Origin of the sequence: Streptococcus cuniculi, assembly GCF_001921845.1 — a bacterium.
Classification (GTDB): Bacteria; Bacillota; Bacilli; order Lactobacillales; family Streptococcaceae; genus Streptococcus; species Streptococcus cuniculi.
This window is the reverse complement of record NZ_MSJM01000003.1, coordinates 215,500-232,893: the sequence shown is the minus strand read 5'-3', so window position 1 is coordinate 232,893 and position 17,394 is coordinate 215,500. Positions and strand designations below refer to the sequence as shown.

19 protein-coding genes are annotated in these 17,394 nt (G+C 45.3%); 16 read left to right on the top strand and 3 right to left on the bottom strand.

The features are described from left to right. Positions 1–20: 20 nt before the first annotated feature. A complete protein-coding gene (locus BU202_RS04480) occupies positions 21–536 on the bottom strand; it encodes a DUF3278 domain-containing protein (RefSeq protein ID WP_075104605.1) in 516 nt (171 codons plus the stop codon). A gap of 14 nt (positions 537–550) precedes the next feature. Continuing rightward, positions 551–739 (bottom strand): helix-turn-helix transcriptional regulator, encoded by a 189-nt coding sequence (locus BU202_RS04475; protein ID WP_075104604.1) that lies wholly within the window; start codon positions 737–739, stop codon positions 551–553. Between the two features lie 203 nt (positions 740–942). Here BU202_RS04475 and rsmH point away from each other — a divergent pair, with 203 nt between their 5' ends. The 16 genes from rsmH to der all read left to right on the top strand — a co-directional run bounded on the left by rsmH (position 943) and on the right by der (position 16,917). After that, positions 943–1,893, top strand: coding sequence for a 16S rRNA (cytosine(1402)-N(4))-methyltransferase RsmH (gene rsmH / locus BU202_RS04470; RefSeq protein ID WP_075104603.1), 951 nt, complete (start codon positions 943–945; stop codon positions 1,891–1,893). 9 nt (positions 1,894–1,902) lie between these two features. Then, positions 1,903–2,226 carry a cell division protein FtsL gene (ftsL, locus tag BU202_RS04465; RefSeq protein ID WP_075104602.1) on the top strand — a complete coding sequence of 108 codons (324 nt, stop codon included), beginning with the start codon at positions 1,903–1,905 and terminating at the stop codon, positions 2,224–2,226. Beyond that, positions 2,226–4,484 carry a penicillin-binding protein PBP2X gene (pbp2x, locus tag BU202_RS04460; protein ID WP_075104601.1) on the top strand — a complete coding sequence of 753 codons (2,259 nt, stop codon included), beginning with the start codon at positions 2,226–2,228 and terminating at the stop codon, positions 4,482–4,484. The genes ftsL and pbp2x overlap by 1 nt, the downstream gene beginning before the upstream one ends. Before the next feature lies 1 nt (position 4,485). Next, complete coding sequence (mraY, locus tag BU202_RS04455; protein ID WP_075104600.1) at positions 4,486–5,484, top strand: phospho-N-acetylmuramoyl-pentapeptide-transferase; 999 nt, start codon at positions 4,486–4,488, stop codon at positions 5,482–5,484. A 78-nt stretch (positions 5,485–5,562) separates the two neighbouring features. Beyond that, positions 5,563–6,906, top strand: a complete 1,344-nt coding sequence (locus BU202_RS04450) for a DEAD/DEAH box helicase (RefSeq protein WP_075104599.1) — start codon at positions 5,563–5,565, stop codon at positions 6,904–6,906. A 28-nt stretch (positions 6,907–6,934) separates the two neighbouring features. Further along, positions 6,935–7,159 carry a DUF4059 family protein gene (locus BU202_RS04445; RefSeq protein ID WP_075104598.1) on the top strand — a complete coding sequence of 75 codons (225 nt, stop codon included), beginning with the start codon at positions 6,935–6,937 and terminating at the stop codon, positions 7,157–7,159. Between the two features lie 16 nt (positions 7,160–7,175). Next, positions 7,176–8,093 (top strand): thioredoxin-disulfide reductase, encoded by a 918-nt coding sequence (trxB, locus tag BU202_RS04440; protein WP_075104597.1) that lies wholly within the window; start codon positions 7,176–7,178, stop codon positions 8,091–8,093. A gap of 9 nt (positions 8,094–8,102) precedes the next feature. Continuing rightward, positions 8,103–8,639 carry a YceD family protein gene (locus BU202_RS04435; protein ID WP_075104596.1) on the top strand — a complete coding sequence of 179 codons (537 nt, stop codon included), beginning with the start codon at positions 8,103–8,105 and terminating at the stop codon, positions 8,637–8,639. 87 nt (positions 8,640–8,726) lie between these two features. Further along, positions 8,727–10,151, top strand: coding sequence for an NADP-dependent phosphogluconate dehydrogenase (gene gndA, locus BU202_RS04430; protein WP_075104595.1), 1,425 nt, complete (start codon positions 8,727–8,729; stop codon positions 10,149–10,151). A 3-nt stretch (positions 10,152–10,154) separates the two neighbouring features. Beyond that, positions 10,155–10,847 (top strand): response regulator transcription factor, encoded by a 693-nt coding sequence (locus BU202_RS04425; protein ID WP_075104594.1) that lies wholly within the window; start codon positions 10,155–10,157, stop codon positions 10,845–10,847. A 278-nt stretch (positions 10,848–11,125) separates the two neighbouring features. Beyond that, a complete protein-coding gene (locus BU202_RS04420; protein WP_075104593.1) occupies positions 11,126–12,259 on the top strand; it encodes an AI-2E family transporter in 1,134 nt (377 codons plus the stop codon). Positions 12,260–12,358: 99 nt separating this feature from the next. Beyond that, a complete protein-coding gene (nrdR, locus tag BU202_RS04415; RefSeq protein WP_075104592.1) occupies positions 12,359–12,826 on the top strand; it encodes a transcriptional regulator NrdR in 468 nt (155 codons plus the stop codon). 8 nt (positions 12,827–12,834) lie between these two features. Then, positions 12,835–13,983, top strand: coding sequence for a replication initiation and membrane attachment family protein (locus BU202_RS04410; protein ID WP_075104591.1), 1,149 nt, complete (start codon positions 12,835–12,837; stop codon positions 13,981–13,983). After that, a complete protein-coding gene (dnaI, locus tag BU202_RS04405) occupies positions 13,984–14,883 on the top strand; it encodes a primosomal protein DnaI (protein WP_075104590.1) in 900 nt (299 codons plus the stop codon). It begins immediately after the preceding gene. Then, complete coding sequence (locus BU202_RS04400) at positions 14,880–15,593, top strand: NADPH-dependent oxidoreductase (protein ID WP_075104589.1); 714 nt, start codon at positions 14,880–14,882, stop codon at positions 15,591–15,593. The genes dnaI and BU202_RS04400 overlap by 4 nt, the downstream gene beginning before the upstream one ends. 13 nt (positions 15,594–15,606) lie before the next feature. Further along, positions 15,607–16,917, top strand: a complete 1,311-nt coding sequence (der, locus tag BU202_RS04395) for a ribosome biogenesis GTPase Der (RefSeq protein WP_075104588.1) — start codon at positions 15,607–15,609, stop codon at positions 16,915–16,917. A gap of 62 nt (positions 16,918–16,979) precedes the next feature. Here the strand turns inward: der and BU202_RS04390 are convergent, their stop codons facing one another. Further along, positions 16,980–17,288: a TM2 domain-containing protein gene (locus tag BU202_RS04390; RefSeq protein WP_244149019.1), complete on the bottom strand. Its 309-nt coding sequence runs from the start codon at positions 17,286–17,288 to the stop codon at positions 16,980–16,982. Between the last annotated feature and the right edge of the window lie 106 nt (positions 17,289–17,394).

Here is a 17,394-nt window from a genome sequence, read left to right as displayed (position 1 = left end):
AAGCCTGTTGCTATGTTCTCCTAATCTTCAACAATGACAATGTTACGCCGGTTAGTGATAAAGAAACAGACAAAAGATACGCTCGTGATGAGGAGGGAAGCAAGGGGCGCTGCGATGTACCAGAAGGTTTCAAAGCTATCGCCGCTCTCTTGTGGGATTTTCATATGCCAGAGCATAAGAAAGATGAGAATTGCAAACAGAACAATACCTGCAGTTTCTAAAAGGGTACGCTTGAACATCTTTTGGCGTGCCATTTTTAGCTCGGAAGGAGCAATTTCAAGTTTGTGCAATCCTAGCCGTCTGATTAAGGCGCTTTGTTTGGCGAGAGGAAGAATAAAGCCGATGACCAAGATAAGTTCAGCTAGGTCTTCAAACCCTAAGAGACCCAAGATTATGGCTAGGAAGACAGTTATATAGATCAGCATATACATGTTATTACCAAAATAGTTGATTTCCTGCACAGAATATTCATCTAAGTCTCCTGTAATCGTGTAGAAGTAGCGGATAAAGCGTAGGTGTAGGTCTTCTTTTTTCATGATTATTCTCCTTTTTATTCCTCCCAAAACAGTGTGTTTAAGTCTGTCTGGAGGGCGCGGGCAAGATTGAGACAGAGTTCCAAAGTAGGATTGTACTTGTCATTTTCAATCATGTTAATGGTTTGTCTGGAGACGCCGATTTGTTTGGCTAGCTCCAGCTGTGATTTTCCGACATTGAGTCGGTACTCTTTGACACGGTTCATTGCCACCTCCTTTAGATATCGGATATATGCGACATGATGACTTAAAATTCTTTGGGATTTCTCCCGAGGGTGTCACATATAATAGACATCTTCTTGACTTTATTTTACAATTTTTGAGAAAGTATGTCAACTATATTTGACAGTTTTTTTGAAAATAGTTTTCCATCTCCTTTTGCCATAAAATGTGGTACAATAGTAAGGATATGATGAAGGAATTTAACCATACGACCGTTTTATTGCATGAAACCGTGGATATGTTAGCGGTGAAGTCTGATGGCATCTACGTTGATGCAACTTTAGGCGGTGCAGGTCACAGCGAGTATTTATTGAATCAATTAAATGAAAAGGGTCATCTCTATGCCTTTGATCAGGATGAGACGGCTATTTTGAATGCCCAAAAACGCTTGGCTCCTTATATTGAAAAGGGCATGGTTACCTTCATCAAGGACAATTTTCGTCATTTAGAGGCACGCTTGAGAGAATTGGGTGTGACAGAGATTGACGGGATTTGCTATGATTTGGGTGTGTCTAGTCCTCAGCTCGATGAGCGGGAACGTGGATTTTCGTATAAAAAAGATGCTCCACTTGATATGCGGATGGATCGAACAGCGCCTTTGACTGCCTATGAAGTAGTCAATCACTATGACTATCATGATTTGGTGCGGATTTTCTTCAAATATGGTGAGGATAAATTCTCCAAGCAAATCGCACGAAAAATCGAGCAAGCTAGAAGTGAAAAGCCGATTGAGACGACGACCGAGCTGGCAGAATTGATTAAATCTGCCAAGCCTGCTAAGGAATTGAAGAAAAAAGGACATCCTGCCAAGCAGATTTTCCAGGCCATTCGGATTGAGGTCAATGACGAGCTTGGTGCGGCCGATGAGTCGATTCAACAGGCGATTGACTTGCTTGCGGTAGACGGTCGGATTTCGGTCATTACCTTTCATTCCTTGGAAGACCGCTTGACCAAGCAGCTCTTCAAAGAGGCGTCAACGGTTGATGTGCCAAAGGGCTTGCCTTTTATTCCAGATGATTTAAAACCCAAGATGGAATTGGTCAACAGAAAGCCAATATTGCCGAGCAAAGAGGAACTAGAAGCCAATAACCGCGCTCATTCTGCTAAATTGCGCGTGGCGAGAAAGATACACAAATAGGTGAAAAACATGTTAGAAGATCAACGAAAAGACGCTACCATGCGCGTCATCAGTGAAAAAATCAAGACATTTTCTCGAGTGGAGAAGGCCTTTTATGGCAGTATTGTCTTGTCTAGTTTGACCTTGGCGATTGGCATTGTCTTTATGCAGACACGCTTGTTGCAAGTACAGGCGGAGATGGCTCGTGTCAATCAAGAAATTAACAGTAAGCAGGTGGAAATTGACGATGCTGAGCAGGCTGTCAATGAATTGATTCGGAATGCCCGCTTATTGGAAATAGCAGACAAGGCTGGTTTGACGTATAAAAATGATAATGTTGGAGTAGCAGAATAATGTCAAAACGCAAACAACAATTGTTACGGTATGTTTTAAAGAAACGCTATATTCCGTCACAAAATCGTCGCAGAGTGGGGCAAAGTCTCATTCTGCTGACGGTTTTCATCTTTTTCATCTTCTTGATTAATTTTGCCATTATTATCGGAACAGATAAAAAATTTGGGGTTGATTTGTCAGAAGGGGCAAGAAAAGTTCACCAGACCGAAGTGACAGTCCAAGCTAAGCGGGGGACGATTTATGACCGTACGGGTTTGCCGATTGCTAAGGATTCGACGACCTATACGGTTTACGCCATTATTGACAAGGAATATGTTTCTGCTCTGAAAGAGATTTTATATGTTGAACCTCGTCAATTTAATCAGGTCGCACAGATTTTTAATAAACATTTGGGGCTGGAGACAGACTATGTGTTGCAGCAATTAAATCAGCCTAAGCTCAAGCAGGTCTATTTTGGAACATTGGGAAAGAATATTTCCTACAGCACCATGACGGCGATTCAGCAGGAGATGGAAGCTGCAGGTATAAAAGGGATAGCCTTTAACACCAACCCAGGTCGCCTTTATCCAAATGGGAATTTTGCATCGAGTTTTATTGGATTAGCCAATCTGGTCGAAGACGAGAATGATGGTAGCCAGCGCTTGGAAGGTCAACGGGGGATGGAGTATGCCCTCAATAGTATCTTGGCTGGTCAAGATGGAAAAATTGTCTATGAAAAAGATAGCCGCGGACGAATTGTTCCGGGAACAGAAAATGTCAAAGAAGCACGAGTAGATGGTCAGGATATTTATACCACGATTTCGGCGGATCTCCAGCGTTCCCTTGAAACCAATATGGATATTTTCTTTGGCAAAACCAAAGGAAGATATGTCAATGCGACCCTCGTTGCTGCTAAGACAGGTGAGATTTTAGCCACTACGCAACGACCGACCTATAACCCAGATACCAAGGAGGGGGTTGACGACAAGGATATCTTGCAACGCTCGCTCCTCTATCAAGAAAACTTTGAGCCTGGTTCTACTATGAAGGTTATGACCGTGGCTGCCGCCATTGATAATGGAACTTTTTCACCAAATGAATATTACAACCGCTCTGAAATCAAGATTGTCGATGCCACTATCCGGGACTGGGACGTCAATGCGGACGACCTATTTGCTCCGTTGAGTTTGACCCATGCCCAAGGTTTTGCCCTTTCAAGTAACGTTGGAATGGTCATTCAGGAACAAAAAATGGGAGATGAGCGTTGGTTGAATTATCTGGAGAAATTCCGCTTTGGCTACCCAACCCGTTTTGGAATGGAGGGGGAAGAAGCAGGGCTTCTGCCAGAAGATAATGTGGTGTCTGTCGCCATGACCTCCTTCGGTCAAGGGATTCTGGCCACTCAAACCCAGATGTTACGCGGCTTCGGTGCTATTGCTAATGATGGCATCATGCTAGAGCCGAAGTTCATCACAGCTCTCTATGATGGGAATACGGATTCGGTGCGCCTGTCGCAGCCAGAAGTAGTTGGAAAGCCTGTCTCGGCCAAAGCTGCTGCGGATACCCGCCAATATATGATTGGGGTTGGAACAGACCCGCAATTCGGAACCTTGCGAGCATCTGATGGTCCTTTGATTCAGGTAGATGGGTACAACATTGCTGTGAAGTCAGGGACTGCTCAGATTGGTAAGGAAGATGGAACCGGATATATGGAAGGACCCAACGCCACCATCAACTCTGTTGTCGCTATGATTCCCGCTGAAGACCCAGAATTTATCATGTATGTGACGGTTCAACAACCAGAAAGTTGGACAAGTGCCTACTGGAAAGATATTTTCAATCCAACCCTCAAAGAAGCTATGCAATTAAAGGATAGCCTCAATCTGACGACACCGGCTCCAACTCTTGCTGCTGTTTCAAAAGAAACAGAGTATAAGTTGGGTAAGATTATCGGCAAACAGCCAGGAGTGACGGCTGGAATCTTGCGTCAGCAATTGGTGCAACCGATTATTTTGGGAAATGGAGCAGAGATTAAGAAAGTCTCTGTTGAGATTGGCTCAAATCTCTCTGCCAATCAGCAGATTTTGCTCTTGACAGATCGTTTTACAATGGTGCCTGATATGTATGGCTGGACGAAAGAGAATGTGGATATTTTTTCTGATTGGACAGGAATTGAGATTGAATATAGTGGTTCTGGAACGAAGGTCGTCAGCCAGAATGTTGCAATCGGAAGCGATTTAGAAAAGACGAAAAAAATAAGAATTAACCTAGGAGACTAATATGTATTCTGTAATCATAGCAGGACTGGTAGCCTTTGTGGCGACTGTCCTATTGATTCCAAGATTTATCAGATTTTACCAAGCAAAGCGCATCGAGGGGCAACAGACCCATGAAGATGTCAAGCAACATCAGTTTAAAGCAGGAACCCCAACCATGGGAGGAACCGTCTTTCTAGCTGTTGCCATTGTGGTGACCTTCTTTGCTGCCCTATTTTCAAATAGACTGACAGGGGCGGTTCTTGCCATCCTCTTCATCCTCTTGCTATATGGAATTGTCGGCTTTTTGGATGATTTTTTAAAGATTTTCCGCAAGGTCAATGAAGGATTGAATCCCAAGCAAAAATTAGCCTTGCAGCTTCTAGGTGGGGTTGTCTTTTATCTCGTTCACATGCAGGGGACAGGAAATGGTACGCTGAATGTACTGGGGTATCCACTGCATCTAGGGATTTTCTATGTCGGCTTTGTCCTTTTTTGGCTGGTTGGTTTTTCCAATGCGGTCAATCTGACCGACGGAATTGACGGGTTGGCTTCGATTTCAGTGGTGATTAGCTTGTCAGCTTACGCAGTCATTGCCCTTGTGGATAGTAAATTTGATATTTTATTGGTCTGTGTGACCATGATTGGAGCTTTGCTCGGATTTTTCTACTACAATCACAAACCAGCGAAAATCTTCATGGGAGACGTGGGGAGCTTAGCGCTCGGAGGAATGCTCGCGACCATTTCTATTACTCTTCACCAAGAATGGACCCTGCTTTTGATTGGCTTGGTCTATGTGGTGGAGACCTCTTCTGTCATGCTTCAAGTCAGCTACTTCAAATACACCAAGAAAAAGTTTGGCGAAGGCAAACGCATTTTCCGCATGACCCCTTTCCATCACCATTTGGAATTGGGCGGTCTAACTGGTCAGGGTGAAAAATGGAGCGAATGGAAGGTCGATTTCTTCCTGTGGGTAGTTGGGCTCATCATGAGCTTGCTGACTCTTGCTATTTTATATCTTTAATCTTTAGTGAGTATCAAACAGCAGTCAAATGCTGTTTTTTCTGATATAATAAAAGGAAGTAGAAAAAAAGAGGATGCTATGAAATTTACAGAATTTACCTTAAAACCTTATATTCAAGAAGCATTGAAGGAGATAGGCTTTGTCACGGCGACAGAAGTTCAGGAACGCTTGATTCCGATTGTCTTGTCAGGGCGTGATTTGGTCGGTGAATCAAAGACAGGATCTGGCAAGACCCACACGTTTTTGATTCCGATTTTCCAGCAGTTACAAGAAGAAGTCGAACAGGTGCAGGCAGTGATTACCGCTCCGTCGCGTGAGTTGGCAACGCAGATTTACCAAGCAGCGCGTCAAATAGCCATGTGTTCCAGTACGGAAATTCGTGTGGTCAACTATGTCGGAGGAACGGACAAACAGCGTCAGATTGACAAGTTGCAGACTAGTCAACCCCACATCGTGATTGGAACCCCAGGCCGTATCTATGACCTCGTCAAATCAGGTGATTTGGCTATTCACAAGGCGACAACCTTTGTAGTCGATGAGGCAGACATGACCCTTGACATGGGCTTTTTGGAAACGGTGGACCGCATCGCGTCTAGCCTGCCCAAGAATTTGCAGTTCCTCGTCTTTTCAGCTACCATTCCGCAGAAATTACAGCCATTTTTGAAAAAATATCTGACCAATCCTGTCATCGAGCAGATTAAGACGCAGACCGTGATTTCAGATACGATTGATAACTGGCTCATTTCTACCAAGGGACGGGATAAAAATGCCCTCATCTTGGACATTACCAAGCTGATGCAGCCTTATTTGGCCATGATTTTCGTCAATACCAAGACGCGGGCGGATGAATTGCACAGCTACTTGAGCGCAAATGGCTTGCGGGTAGCGAAAATCCATGGAGATATTCCACCGCGGGAACGCAAACGGATCATGAACCAGGTCAAGAATCTGGAATTTGAATACATTGTTGCGACCGACTTGGCGGCGCGGGGGATTGATATTGAGGGCGTCAGCCATGTCATCAACGATGCCATTCCGCAGGACTTGTCCTTCTTTGTCCATCGTGTCGGACGGACAGGGCGCAATGGTCTAGCAGGTACAGCGATTACCCTCTATCAACCGAGCGATGATGCCGACATTCGCGAGCTTGAAAAACTCAATATCCGCTTTGTTCCAAAGATGATGAAGGATGGAGAGTTCCAAGATACCTATGACCGAGACCGCCGTGTCAACCGGGAAAAATCAAGGGAGAAATTGGACCTTGAGATGATTGGTCTGGTCAAGAAGAAAAAGAAAAAAATCAAGCCGGGCTACAAGAAGAAGATTCAGTGGGCTGTCGATGAAAAACGGCGCAAGACGAAGCGGATTGAGAATCGGGCCAAGGGACGGGCAGAGCGAAAAGCCAAACGCCAGACCTTCTAGGCTGATGGAGAGATGAATAGGAAAACAGATGTTACAAACGATATTAGGTCTTTATGTGAAGAGCCTGTTGATTGCAGCAGTCGTGGTGGTTTTTCTCAGCATCAGTTGGTTTTTACTCCGTCTGGTGAAGAAAAAAGACAAGACCATCCAAGAACGCCAAGAGGTTCTCTTTGATTTGTTGATTATCAATGTGATGACCATTCCCATTTTGTCTTTTGGGATTGTGGGCATTTTACTCATGTTAAGAGTATAAGAAAGAAGGAAGAAAGATGTACGATACCATTATTATTGGAGCAGGTCCTGCTGGAATGACCGCAGCTTTATATGCTGCGCGTAGCAATCTAAAAGTTGCGCTTTTAGAACGAGGTATTTACGGTGGTCAGATGAACAACACCGCAGAGATTGAAAACTATCCGGGCTATGACCATATCAGCGGTCCTGAATTAGCTGAAAAAATGTTTGCGCCACTCGATAACTTTGGGGTAGAACACCTCTTTGGTCAGGTGGTGCGCGTGGAGACAGATGGTCCTGTCAAACGGGTGGTGACAGAAGATGAAACCTTAGAAGCTCATACTGTTGTGCTTGCCATGGGGGCAAAACACCGCTTATTGGGAGTGCCTGGAGAAGATACCTATAACAGCCGTGGAGTTTCTTACTGCGCGGTCTGCGATGGTGCTTTCTTCCGTGGTCAAGATTTGCTTGTCGTGGGTGGTGGCGATTCTGCCGTTGAAGAGGCGCTCTTTTTGACCCAGTTTGCGAATACCGTGACCATCGTGCACCGCCGTGATGAATTGCGTGCCCAAAAGGTAATTCAAGAACGCGCCTTTGCCAATGAAAAAATTCGCTTCATCTGGGATAGCGTGGTCGAAGAAATCAAGGGAGACGACATCAAGGTGCAGGAAGTCTTGATTAAGAATGTCAAGACAGGTCAAGTAACAGCCCATGCCTTTGGCGGTGTCTTCATCTACGTAGGGCTTGATCCGATGACAGATGCAGTCGCAGACCTAGGCATTACCGATGAGCAGGGCTGGGTGGTGACCGATGAGCAAATGGCGACCAGCCAAGCGGGTATCTTTGCTATCGGTGATATCCGTCAAAAGCAATTGCGCCAAATCACGACTGCGGTAGGTGACGGAGCAATCGCTGGTCAGCAGGTCTACCATTATCTAACGGAACATCTGAATTAAGGAGAAGCCATGTTTCATATCAATGATATTCAGAAAAAATCAGACGGCATTTCCTTTGAAGAGACTCTTCAACTCTCTGATGAGTTAATGGCTCGCAATGCAGATATTCTAGCGGTTTCACCGATTCAGGTAGCAGGTCGGGTCAGCTTTGAAGCAGGATTCTTCCTCTTAAATTATCAAATGACCTACGACATTACCCTCGCCTCCAGTCGTTCGATGCAACCTGTCGTACTTTCAGAAAGCCTCCCAGTCCATGAAATTTTCGTAGCAGACGAGCAGGCCTTGAAAGACCAAGACATGGTCGAAGAAGACTTGGTGCTTGTCGTCGAAGAGGATGTGATTGTTCTTTCAGAAAGCGTGGCGGACAATATTCTCTTGAATATTCCCCTCAAGGTCCTGACACCAGAGGAAGAAGCAGGACAGGACTTGCCGTCAGGTAATCATTGGACCGTGCTGACAGAAGAGGGTTATGCAGCCGCAGCTCAAGAGAAAAAGGAAGCAAACAGTCCCTTTGCCCAATTACAAGGACTTTTTGAGGAAGAATGAAATTGACAGAAAATTGGAAAAATCTTGTCAATAGGGCGATTTCATTGTATAATGAAAAGGATATTAAGAAATAGGAGTAGAACATTCATGACAAAAGCAAATTTTGGTGTTGTAGGAATGGCCGTTATGGGGCGCAACCTTGCGCTTAACGTAGAATCAAGAGGCTACACTGTTGCGATTTACAACCGTTCAGCAGATAAGACAGAAGATGTCGTTGCAAGCAACCCAGGTAAAAAATTAGTTCCAAGCTACGATGTAGAAAGTTTTGTACAATTCATTGAAAAACCACGCCGTATCATGCTCATGGTGCAGGCAGGTCCTGGTACAGATGCGACCATTCAAGCCCTCTTGCCACACCTTGATGAGGGAGATATCTTGATTGACGGTGGAAATACCTTCTACGAAGATACCATTCGTCGTTCTAAGGAATTGGCAAACTCTGGCATCAACTTCATCGGAACAGGGGTTTCTGGTGGTGAAAAAGGAGCGCTCGAAGGCCCATCTATCATGCCAGGTGGACAAAAAGAAGCCTATGAATTAGTGGCAGATGTTTTAGAAGAAATCTCTGCCAAGGCTCCTGAAGACGGTGCACCATGTGTGACCTATATCGGTCCAGACGGTGCAGGTCACTATGTGAAAATGGTCCACAATGGTATCGAATATGGTGACATGCAGCTGATTGCAGAGAGCTATGATTTGATGCAACACTTGCTCGGTCTTTCTGTGGACGAAATGGCTGAAATCTTCACCGAATGGAACAAGGGCGAGCTGGATAGCTACTTGATTGAAATCACGGCAGACATCTTGAAACGCAAGGACGATGAAGGTCAAGACGGACCGATCGTTGACTACATTCTTGATGCCGCTGGCAACAAGGGAACTGGTAAATGGACCAGCCAATCCTCACTTGATTTGGGTGTGCCATTGTCACTCATTACAGAGTCGGTCTTTGCCCGCTACATCTCAACCTACAAAGAAGAGCGTGTACATGCCAGCAAGGTCTTGCCAAAACCAGCTGCCTTCCAATATGAAGGAGATAAGGCAGAGTTGATTGAAAAAATCCGTCAAGCCCTTTACTTCTCAAAAATCATGTCATATGCCCAAGGATTTGCCCAATTGCGCGTAGCGTCTAAGGAAAACAACTGGAATCTTCCGTTTGGCGAAATCGCAAAAATCTGGCGTGCAGGTTGTATCATCCGCGCTCGTTTCTTGCAAAAGATTACCGATGCCTACGGTCGTGACGAAGATCTTGCCAACCTCCTCTTGGATGAATACTTCCTTGATGTGACTGCCAAATACCAACAAGCCGTGCGCGATGTGGTGACCTTGGCAGTACAAGCAGGTGTTCCTGTGCCAACCTTCTCAGCAGCGATTACCTACTTCGATAGCTACCGTGCTGAAAATCTGCCAGCCAACCTCATCCAAGCACAACGTGACTACTTTGGAGCCCACACCTACGAGCGTAAAGACAAAGAAGGAATCTTCCATTACTCATGGTACGATGAAAAATAATCTATGGTAAAAAAAATCTTAATTGCAGGCCGAGAGCGCAATCTATCTCACTTTGTGTCCATGGAGTTGCAAAAAAAAGACTACTTGGTCGACTATACTTCTACGGGAAAAGAAGCGCTTCAGCTTGCCCATGAGACAGATTTTGATTTGATTCTCATGAGCTTTCAGCTGTCGGATATGTCTAGTAAGGATTTGGCGGCAGAACTGATAAAAATCAAGCCGACAACCGTCATGATTGTGGTGGTAGATAGTGAGGACGCGGCAACCTACGGTGCTGACATCCAGCGCTATGCGGTTTCCTACATCATCAAACCCTTTGTCATCAGCGACTTGGTCGATCAGGTGACCTCTATCTTTAGAGGGCGGGATTATATCGACGAGCATTGTAAGCAGGTCAAGCTCCAAGCGGCCTACCGTGATTTGAACATTGATTTTCAAAATCGGACGGTCACCCGTGGACCTGAGTTGATTAACCTGACCCGCCGTGAGTATGACCTCCTTGCGACCTTGATGAACAGTCAGGAAACCTTGACGCGGGAGCAGCTCTTGGATCGGGTTTGGAAATACGAAGCAGGCGCTGAAACCAATGTTGTCGATGTCTATATCCGTTATCTGCGTGGGAAATTAGACTTGCCAGGTCAAGAATCCTATATCAAAACCGTCCGCGGCGTAGGCTACGCCATGCGGGAGGAATAACATAAAAAGAGTGAGATGCAAGTGCTTCACTAGGCGTGCATATTCTCACTTTTTTTGTTGAGTTTGGGCAATCAATGTGGTTGCTAAATAAGAAGGCAAAAAGAAAGTAGTATGTGCGAATCTCTTTTCTCGTGAATAAGGGCATCTCTTTTTTAGGGATAGGGAAGAATGGGGTCTGCCTATTCTTTTTTTGATAGAATGATAGGGCTACCATTTTTTGACTTTTTCTCTCAATTATGCTATCATAGATAGAGTTAGAATGAAAAGGAGATGAGAAGATGAAGAAAAGTTCGTTTAAAGAGAAACTCTTGCTGATTAGTTTTGCGGCCGTGGTCTTGCTTGCGGTATTGAATTATTCAGATATTTATAGTACGCTCAAGGTCTTGCTGTCCAGTATGAATGCCTTGTTTATCGGGGCGATTTTTGCCTTTATTTTGAACGTTCCGATGAAGAAGTTGGAAGATTTGATTGAAAAGGTGCCCTTTTTACGCAAAAGCAAGCGTTCCTTAGCGATTTTTGGTGTCTTGATTGCCTTTGCTTTGATTGTCACGGGAGTGGTCGTGATTATCCTGCCGACCTTGGTATCAACAGTGTCTGAATTGGTATCGGTGACCAATCAAGCCATTCCTAAGCTGATTCGGACCTTGCAGGATAGTGGCTTCTTGTCTAGTAAATTAGGCAGTCGCTTGAACAGCTATGTGAGCCAGTTTACAGATTGGTCGAAGCTGTCAAGTTTTGCGACAGCCTTCCTTGCGGGGCTAGCCACTAATGTGACAGGAATCTTTTCAAATGTTTTGACCTTGGTCATGGCCTTCTTTTTCACCTTGAGCATTCTTGGGAGCAAGGAGCATTTGCAGAGCATGACGGGTAAGCTCCTCCGTGCGACTTTCCCGGAAAAAGTGGTGCGGGTCATTGCCTATATCGGTGAAGTCATCATTGAGACCTACGATCGCTTCTTGATGAGCCAGATTGTAGAAGCGGTCATCATCGGTGTGTTGGTCTTTGTCAGCTACTCGCTCTTCTCCATTCCTTATGCTGGGATGGCAGGGATTTTATCAGGGGTCCTATCCTTTGTTCCTTACATTGGTCCTCTTTCTGCTTGTATCATCAGCGCCCTTTTTATATCGGTGCATAATCCTTGGTTGGCCTTGTGGTCCATCGTCTTGTTCCAGATTCTCCAGTTGATTGAGGGCAATGTCATCTACCCTCGTGTAGTGGGACAATCTGTTGGTCTGCCAACGCTTTTCACCTTGGCTGCAGCCTTAATCGGTGGGAATTTATTTGGCTTGCTGGGCATGGTCTTCTTTACACCCATTTTTGCGGTCATTTATCGCTTAGTGCGGGAATGGACTTACGCACGGCTTGCAAAGAAACAGAAGTTGTACAGCGATACTAATCAAGAGCAGAACTAGTTCTGCTCTTTTCTTTTGCGCTGCTCCGATCATGCTCCCTTTTATTCTCCTCTGAAATATGGTACAATGAAGTGATAATGATAGAATGGGAGAAATAGTATGCGTTGCCCCAAATGTACCAGTATAAAATCAAGTGTGGTCGATAGTCGTCAGGCTGAAGACGGAAATACCATTCGCAGAAGAAGAGAGTGTGAAAACTGTGGTCATCGCTTTACCACTTATGAACGTGTTGAAGAAAAAACCTTGGTGGTCGTGAAAAAAGACGGCACTCGGGAACAGTTTTCTCGTGAGAAAATTTTCAACGGGATTATTCGTTCTGCCCAGAAACGTCCAGTATCTAGTAGTGAGATTGAAGAAGTGGTCAATCGGATTGAGCAAAAGGTTCGGGCCCATAGCGATAGCGAGGTCGAAAGTGATTTGATTGGCAATTTGGTCATGGAAGAATTGGTCGAATTAGATGAGATTACCTATGTCCGCTTTGCCTCTGTCTATCGTTCCTTTAAAGATGTGGGCGAATTGGAAAACTTGCTCAAACAAATCACCAAGGGCAGCAAGACCAGGAGATAGAACAAGACATGAAACCAAACGATCTCTATTCTTATATGCGAAAGAATGCTCTCAGTCCCAACTGGCTTAGCTTTATTCTCTGTTACCAACCGATTATCGGACAGGATGCGGCTGCGGTCTATCAATTCTTGTGGGCTGGCTATGACCATGGTTCGGGGCAGTATGCCATTAGCCGTATTTTAAATCATGTCAATATGGGCATGGGGCGCTTGGAACAGGCGCTTGATGTACTCGGTGCTATGGGCTTGCTTGCCATTTATCAAAAGGACGAAAAAATCGTGTTTCGCTTGGCAGAACCCTTGTCAAAAGAGGCTTTTTTGAGCAATCCCTTATATCAAAAACTGTTGACCAAGAAAATTGGAGAACCGGCAGTTGAGGAATGGACCGTTGCAAAACCAGTATCAGACACCGAAGTGACGAAGAAATTTTCAGATATTTTTACTAGCCTAGGTGAGGTTCCGCTTGCTCCTCTAGCAGCTCCGAGCTTTGATTTGCAGGCCTTTCAGACCATGATGGCACGTGACCGTCTGCGCTTTCAGAATGAGACGGACGATGTCATTGCTCTCTATCATCTGGCGGAAAAAAATGGCTGGGATTGGATGCAGGCCTATAAGGTCGCAAAAGAAACAGCCAGCGGTCAAGTGATTTTAGTCAAGCGCATGGAACAAAAGGTGGCAGCAAGACCTGTCACCGCTAGTTTGACCAAGCAGGAGCAAGCCATCGTTCGGGAAAGTCAGTCCAAGACAGCACTTGAATTTTTAACCCTTTTAAAAGAAGCCCGCAAGGCGACTGTCACCATGTCAGAACGCAAGTGCTTGCAACAGTTGGTGGACTTGGGCTTGCTTGATGAGGTCATCAATGTGATTGTCCTTTATACCTTCAACAAGGTGGACTCGGCCAATTTACAAGAAGCCTACGCTTTGAAATTGGGGAATGATTTTTCCTACAAGGAGATTCGAAGTGCAGAGCAGGCAGTCTATCACTTACGAGATAGCAAGGCCGTGAGCCGTAAGAAAGACAGCAGTCAAGCTAAGAAGAGCAATGTACCTGAGTGGAGTAAGCAGGAAGTCAAGACCGAGCAAACCGAAAAAGGTCAGGCAGAACTGGCTGCGCTCTACCGTGAATTAGAAGCTATGGAAACGAAAGGAGAGGGATAGATGAAAGCTGTAGAAAGCAAGGTGCCACAAGGCGCTGCATCAGGAAGAAAATCCTATCAAGAACTCTATCAGGAAATCGTTCAAGATAAGGAAGTAGCTGATTTTATCCGTCAGCACCAATTGACAGAAGAAGAAATGACCCGCTCCATTTCCAAGTTTTTTGAATATGTGACCGAGCGCAAGAAATTTCTCGACCAAGATGAATCCTACATCGCAGTGGGCTATCAGCCTGTTCTCATCATGAATGAGGGCTACGCCGATATCTCTTATTTAGAGACGGCTGAATTGATTGAGTACCGCAAGGCAGAAGCGATTAAAAATCGTATCCAGCTGATTAATCTGCCGGCTAATCTGAAAAATATTACGATTGCAGATGTCGATCTCAATGATGAAAATCGGGTAGAGGTCATGAAAGCCATTACTGAATTTGTCAAGCAGGCAGGTCAGGACAATAAGGGCTTGTATCTCTATGGCAATTTTGGGGTTGGAAAGAGCTATCTCATGGCCTTTTTAGCCAATCTCTTATCCAAGACCCACCAGATGTCAACTACCCTGCTTCATTACCCAACCTTTGTCGTTGAAATTAAAAATGCCATTGGCGAAGGTCTAGTCAAGGAAAAAATCGATGCCATCAAGACAGCACAAGTCTTAGTCTTAGATGATATTGGTGCGGAGCAACATAGCTCTTGGGTACGCGATGATGTCCTACAGGTCATCTTGCAACACCGCATGCAGGAAAATCTGCCGACCTTCTTTACGTCGAATTTTTCCTTTGCCGACTTGGAACGCCATTTTGCGGCGGGTCGTTCAGGTGATGAGACTTGGCAGGCTAAGCGGGTCATGGAACGCATTCGATTTTTAGCTACTGAATTACAGTTAGGAGGAGTGAACCGTCGATGAATGAAACCATTGAGCTAATGCTCTCTCACAGCTCTGTCCGCAGATTTACCGAGGAGCCGATTGCGGACGAGGATTTGCAGGCGATTATTAGCGCAGGGCGCGCAGCTTCGACTTGGAAGAATTTCCAGTCCTATTCGATTATCGTTGTGCGTTCAACAGAGAAAAAAGAAGCGCTACATGCCCTAACACCGCAACCTGCTATTTTACAAGCAGATACGATTTTGCTTTTTGTAGGAGATCACAACCGAGCGAGCAAGGCCGCTGAACTACATCAGGCACATTTTGATGCCAAAGGGACAGAGAATCTCTTGATTTCGTCTGTTGATGCCTCACTTGCGGGACAAAATGCCATGCTAGCAGCGGAGAGTCTGGGCTATGGTGGTGTCTTTATCGGTATGATTCGCCATGCAGCAAGAGAGATTGCTGACTTGTTTAGACTTCCAGACTACACCTATCCACTCTTTTGTATCGCTTTAGGCAGACCCAACCAGCATTTTCCGGTCAAGCCGCGCCTGCCTCATGAAGCAGTAGTCTTTGAAGAGGAATACCAAGAGCAAGGTGTGGAGACCATTATCGCCTATGACCAAGTTCAGTCCGATTATGCGGGAGCTAGACAGAAAGAAACGTGGTCTGAGCGCTTAGTTGCCCAATTTGGTCAGGCAGAATATCCAGAAACCAAAGCACTTTTGAAAGAAAAACAGTTACTATAGAAAAGGAGGAGCAATGGCTCTACCAACTATTGCCATCGTGGGGCGTCCCAACGTTGGAAAATCAACCTTATTTAACCGGATTGCGGGCGAGCGCATTTCCATCGTAGAAGATGTGGAGGGTGTCACTCGTGACCGTATTTATGCCACAGCTGAATGGCTCAACCGTCATTTTAGCATCATTGATACAGGGGGGATTGATGATGTTGATGCGCCCTTTATGGAGCAAATCAAACATCAGGCAGAGATTGCCATGAGTGAGGCAGATGTCATCGTCTTTGTCGTATCAGGAAAAGAGGGCGTGACTGATGCTGATGAGTATGTGGCAAGGATTCTCTACAAGACCAACAAGCCCGTCATTTTAGCGGTGAATAAGGTCGATAACCCTGAGATGCGTAGCGATATTTATGATTTCTATGCCTTGGGCTTGGGCGATCCTTACCCAGTATCGTCTGTCCACGGGATTGGAACAGGAGATGTGCTGGATGCGATTGTGGAAAATCTGCCGGCAGATGTCGAAGAAGAAAATCCAGATATGATCAAGTTCAGCTTGATTGGTCGCCCCAATGTTGGGAAATCAAGCCTTATCAACGCTATTTTGGGTGAGGAGCGCGTGATTGCCAGTCCCGTTGCAGGAACGACTCGCGACGCGATTGATACGGTCTTTACCGATAGCGATGGGCAAGAATTCACCATGATTGATACCGCTGGGATGCGCAAGTCTGGGAAAATCTATGAAAATACCGAGAAATATTCCGTCATGCGTGCCATGCGTGCCATTGACCGTTCCGATGTGGTGCTGATGGTCTTGAATGCCGAAGAAGGCATCCGCGAGTATGACAAGCGGATTGCAGGATTTGCCCACGAAGCAGGAAAAGGGATGATTATTGTCGTTAACAAGTGGGACACCCTTGAAAAAGACAATAAGACCATGCAGAATTGGGAAGCAGACATCAGAGATCAATTCCAGTATCTCGCTTACGCACCGATTATCTTTGTGTCAGCTCTGACCAAGCAACGCCTGCATAAGTTGCCTGCCATGATTAAGCAGATTAGCGAAAGTCAGCAGACACGGATTCCATCTGCGGTCTTAAACGACGTGATTATGGACGCAATTGCAATCAATCCAACGCCGACCGACAAGGGCAAACGTCTCAAGATTTTCTATGCGACCCAAGTGGCGACCAAGCCTCCAACCTTTGTCGTCTTTGTCAATGAAGAAGAACTCATGCACTTCTCTTACCTCCGTTTTCTTGAAAATCAAATCCGCAAGGCCTTTGTCTTTGAAGGAACACCGATTCACTTGATTGCCCGTAAGCGGAAGTAGGTTTTCGAGTATTTTCTGACAATTACTAAAACCGAGCTGGTTTCGACCAACTCGGTTCTTTTTTATAGATAGAGGATATCGCCGTGACGACTAGGTTTGCTAAGAACCATCAAGCCTTCAATGATGGCAAGGATAGAGGGAATGCCCGTCCAGCACAAGAAGAGGTAGGCTAGCCCTAGGGCAGTCCGCTGGCTGTAGAATTTATGGGCACCAAGTCCGCCTGCAAAGAGAGCTAAGAGGAAATAGTAGACCTTGTTTACAGGAACAGGAGTTGTCGTTTTTTTGCTTTTTTGATACCCAACAAAGCGGCAGCAGATTGAGGTAATGATTAGCATCATCATGATAAATGGAATACCACTCAATAGTGCCATGAGCTTCCCTCCTTTTTATAAAAACACTTTCTTTTATGATTAGTATACTGGATTCTGATAGGCTAGGCAAGTAGAACGAGGGCTATTGTAAAAGAAAAACACTTCC

Excerpts from the sequence above, each read along its gene's own strand:
- BU202_RS04445 (WP_075104598.1), top strand. The coding sequence starts at position 6,935 with ATGTTACAAACGATATTAGGTCTTTATGTGAAGAGCCTGTTGATTGCA.
- trxB (WP_075104597.1), top strand. The coding sequence starts at position 7,176 with ATGTACGATACCATTATTATTGGAGCAGGTCCTGCTGGAATGACCGCA.
- der (WP_075104588.1), top strand. The coding sequence starts at position 15,607 with ATGGCTCTACCAACTATTGCCATCGTGGGGCGTCCCAACGTTGGAAAA.
- rsmH (WP_075104603.1), top strand. The coding sequence starts at position 943 with ATGATGAAGGAATTTAACCATACGACCGTTTTATTGCATGAAACCGTG.
- mraY (WP_075104600.1), top strand. The coding sequence starts at position 4,486 with ATGTATTCTGTAATCATAGCAGGACTGGTAGCCTTTGTGGCGACTGTC.
- dnaI (WP_075104590.1), top strand. The coding sequence starts at position 13,984 with ATGAAAGCTGTAGAAAGCAAGGTGCCACAAGGCGCTGCATCAGGAAGA.
- ftsL (WP_075104602.1), top strand. The coding sequence starts at position 1,903 with ATGTTAGAAGATCAACGAAAAGACGCTACCATGCGCGTCATCAGTGAA.
- BU202_RS04400 (WP_075104589.1), top strand. The coding sequence starts at position 14,880 with ATGAATGAAACCATTGAGCTAATGCTCTCTCACAGCTCTGTCCGCAGA.
- pbp2x (WP_075104601.1), top strand. The coding sequence starts at position 2,226 with ATGTCAAAACGCAAACAACAATTGTTACGGTATGTTTTAAAGAAACGC.
- BU202_RS04425 (WP_075104594.1), top strand. The coding sequence starts at position 10,155 with ATGGTAAAAAAAATCTTAATTGCAGGCCGAGAGCGCAATCTATCTCAC.
- BU202_RS04475 (WP_075104604.1), bottom strand. The coding sequence starts at position 739 with ATGAACCGTGTCAAAGAGTACCGACTCAATGTCGGAAAATCACAGCTG.
- BU202_RS04435 (WP_075104596.1), top strand. The coding sequence starts at position 8,103 with ATGTTTCATATCAATGATATTCAGAAAAAATCAGACGGCATTTCCTTT.
- gndA (WP_075104595.1), top strand. The coding sequence starts at position 8,727 with ATGACAAAAGCAAATTTTGGTGTTGTAGGAATGGCCGTTATGGGGCGC.
- BU202_RS04420 (WP_075104593.1), top strand. The coding sequence starts at position 11,126 with ATGAAGAAAAGTTCGTTTAAAGAGAAACTCTTGCTGATTAGTTTTGCG.
- BU202_RS04390 (WP_244149019.1), bottom strand. The coding sequence starts at position 17,288 with ATGGCACTATTGAGTGGTATTCCATTTATCATGATGATGCTAATCATT.
- BU202_RS04410 (WP_075104591.1), top strand. The coding sequence starts at position 12,835 with ATGAAACCAAACGATCTCTATTCTTATATGCGAAAGAATGCTCTCAGT.
- BU202_RS04480 (WP_075104605.1), bottom strand. The coding sequence starts at position 536 with ATGAAAAAAGAAGACCTACACCTACGCTTTATCCGCTACTTCTACACG.
- BU202_RS04450 (WP_075104599.1), top strand. The coding sequence starts at position 5,563 with ATGAAATTTACAGAATTTACCTTAAAACCTTATATTCAAGAAGCATTG.
- nrdR (WP_075104592.1), top strand. The coding sequence starts at position 12,359 with ATGCGTTGCCCCAAATGTACCAGTATAAAATCAAGTGTGGTCGATAGT.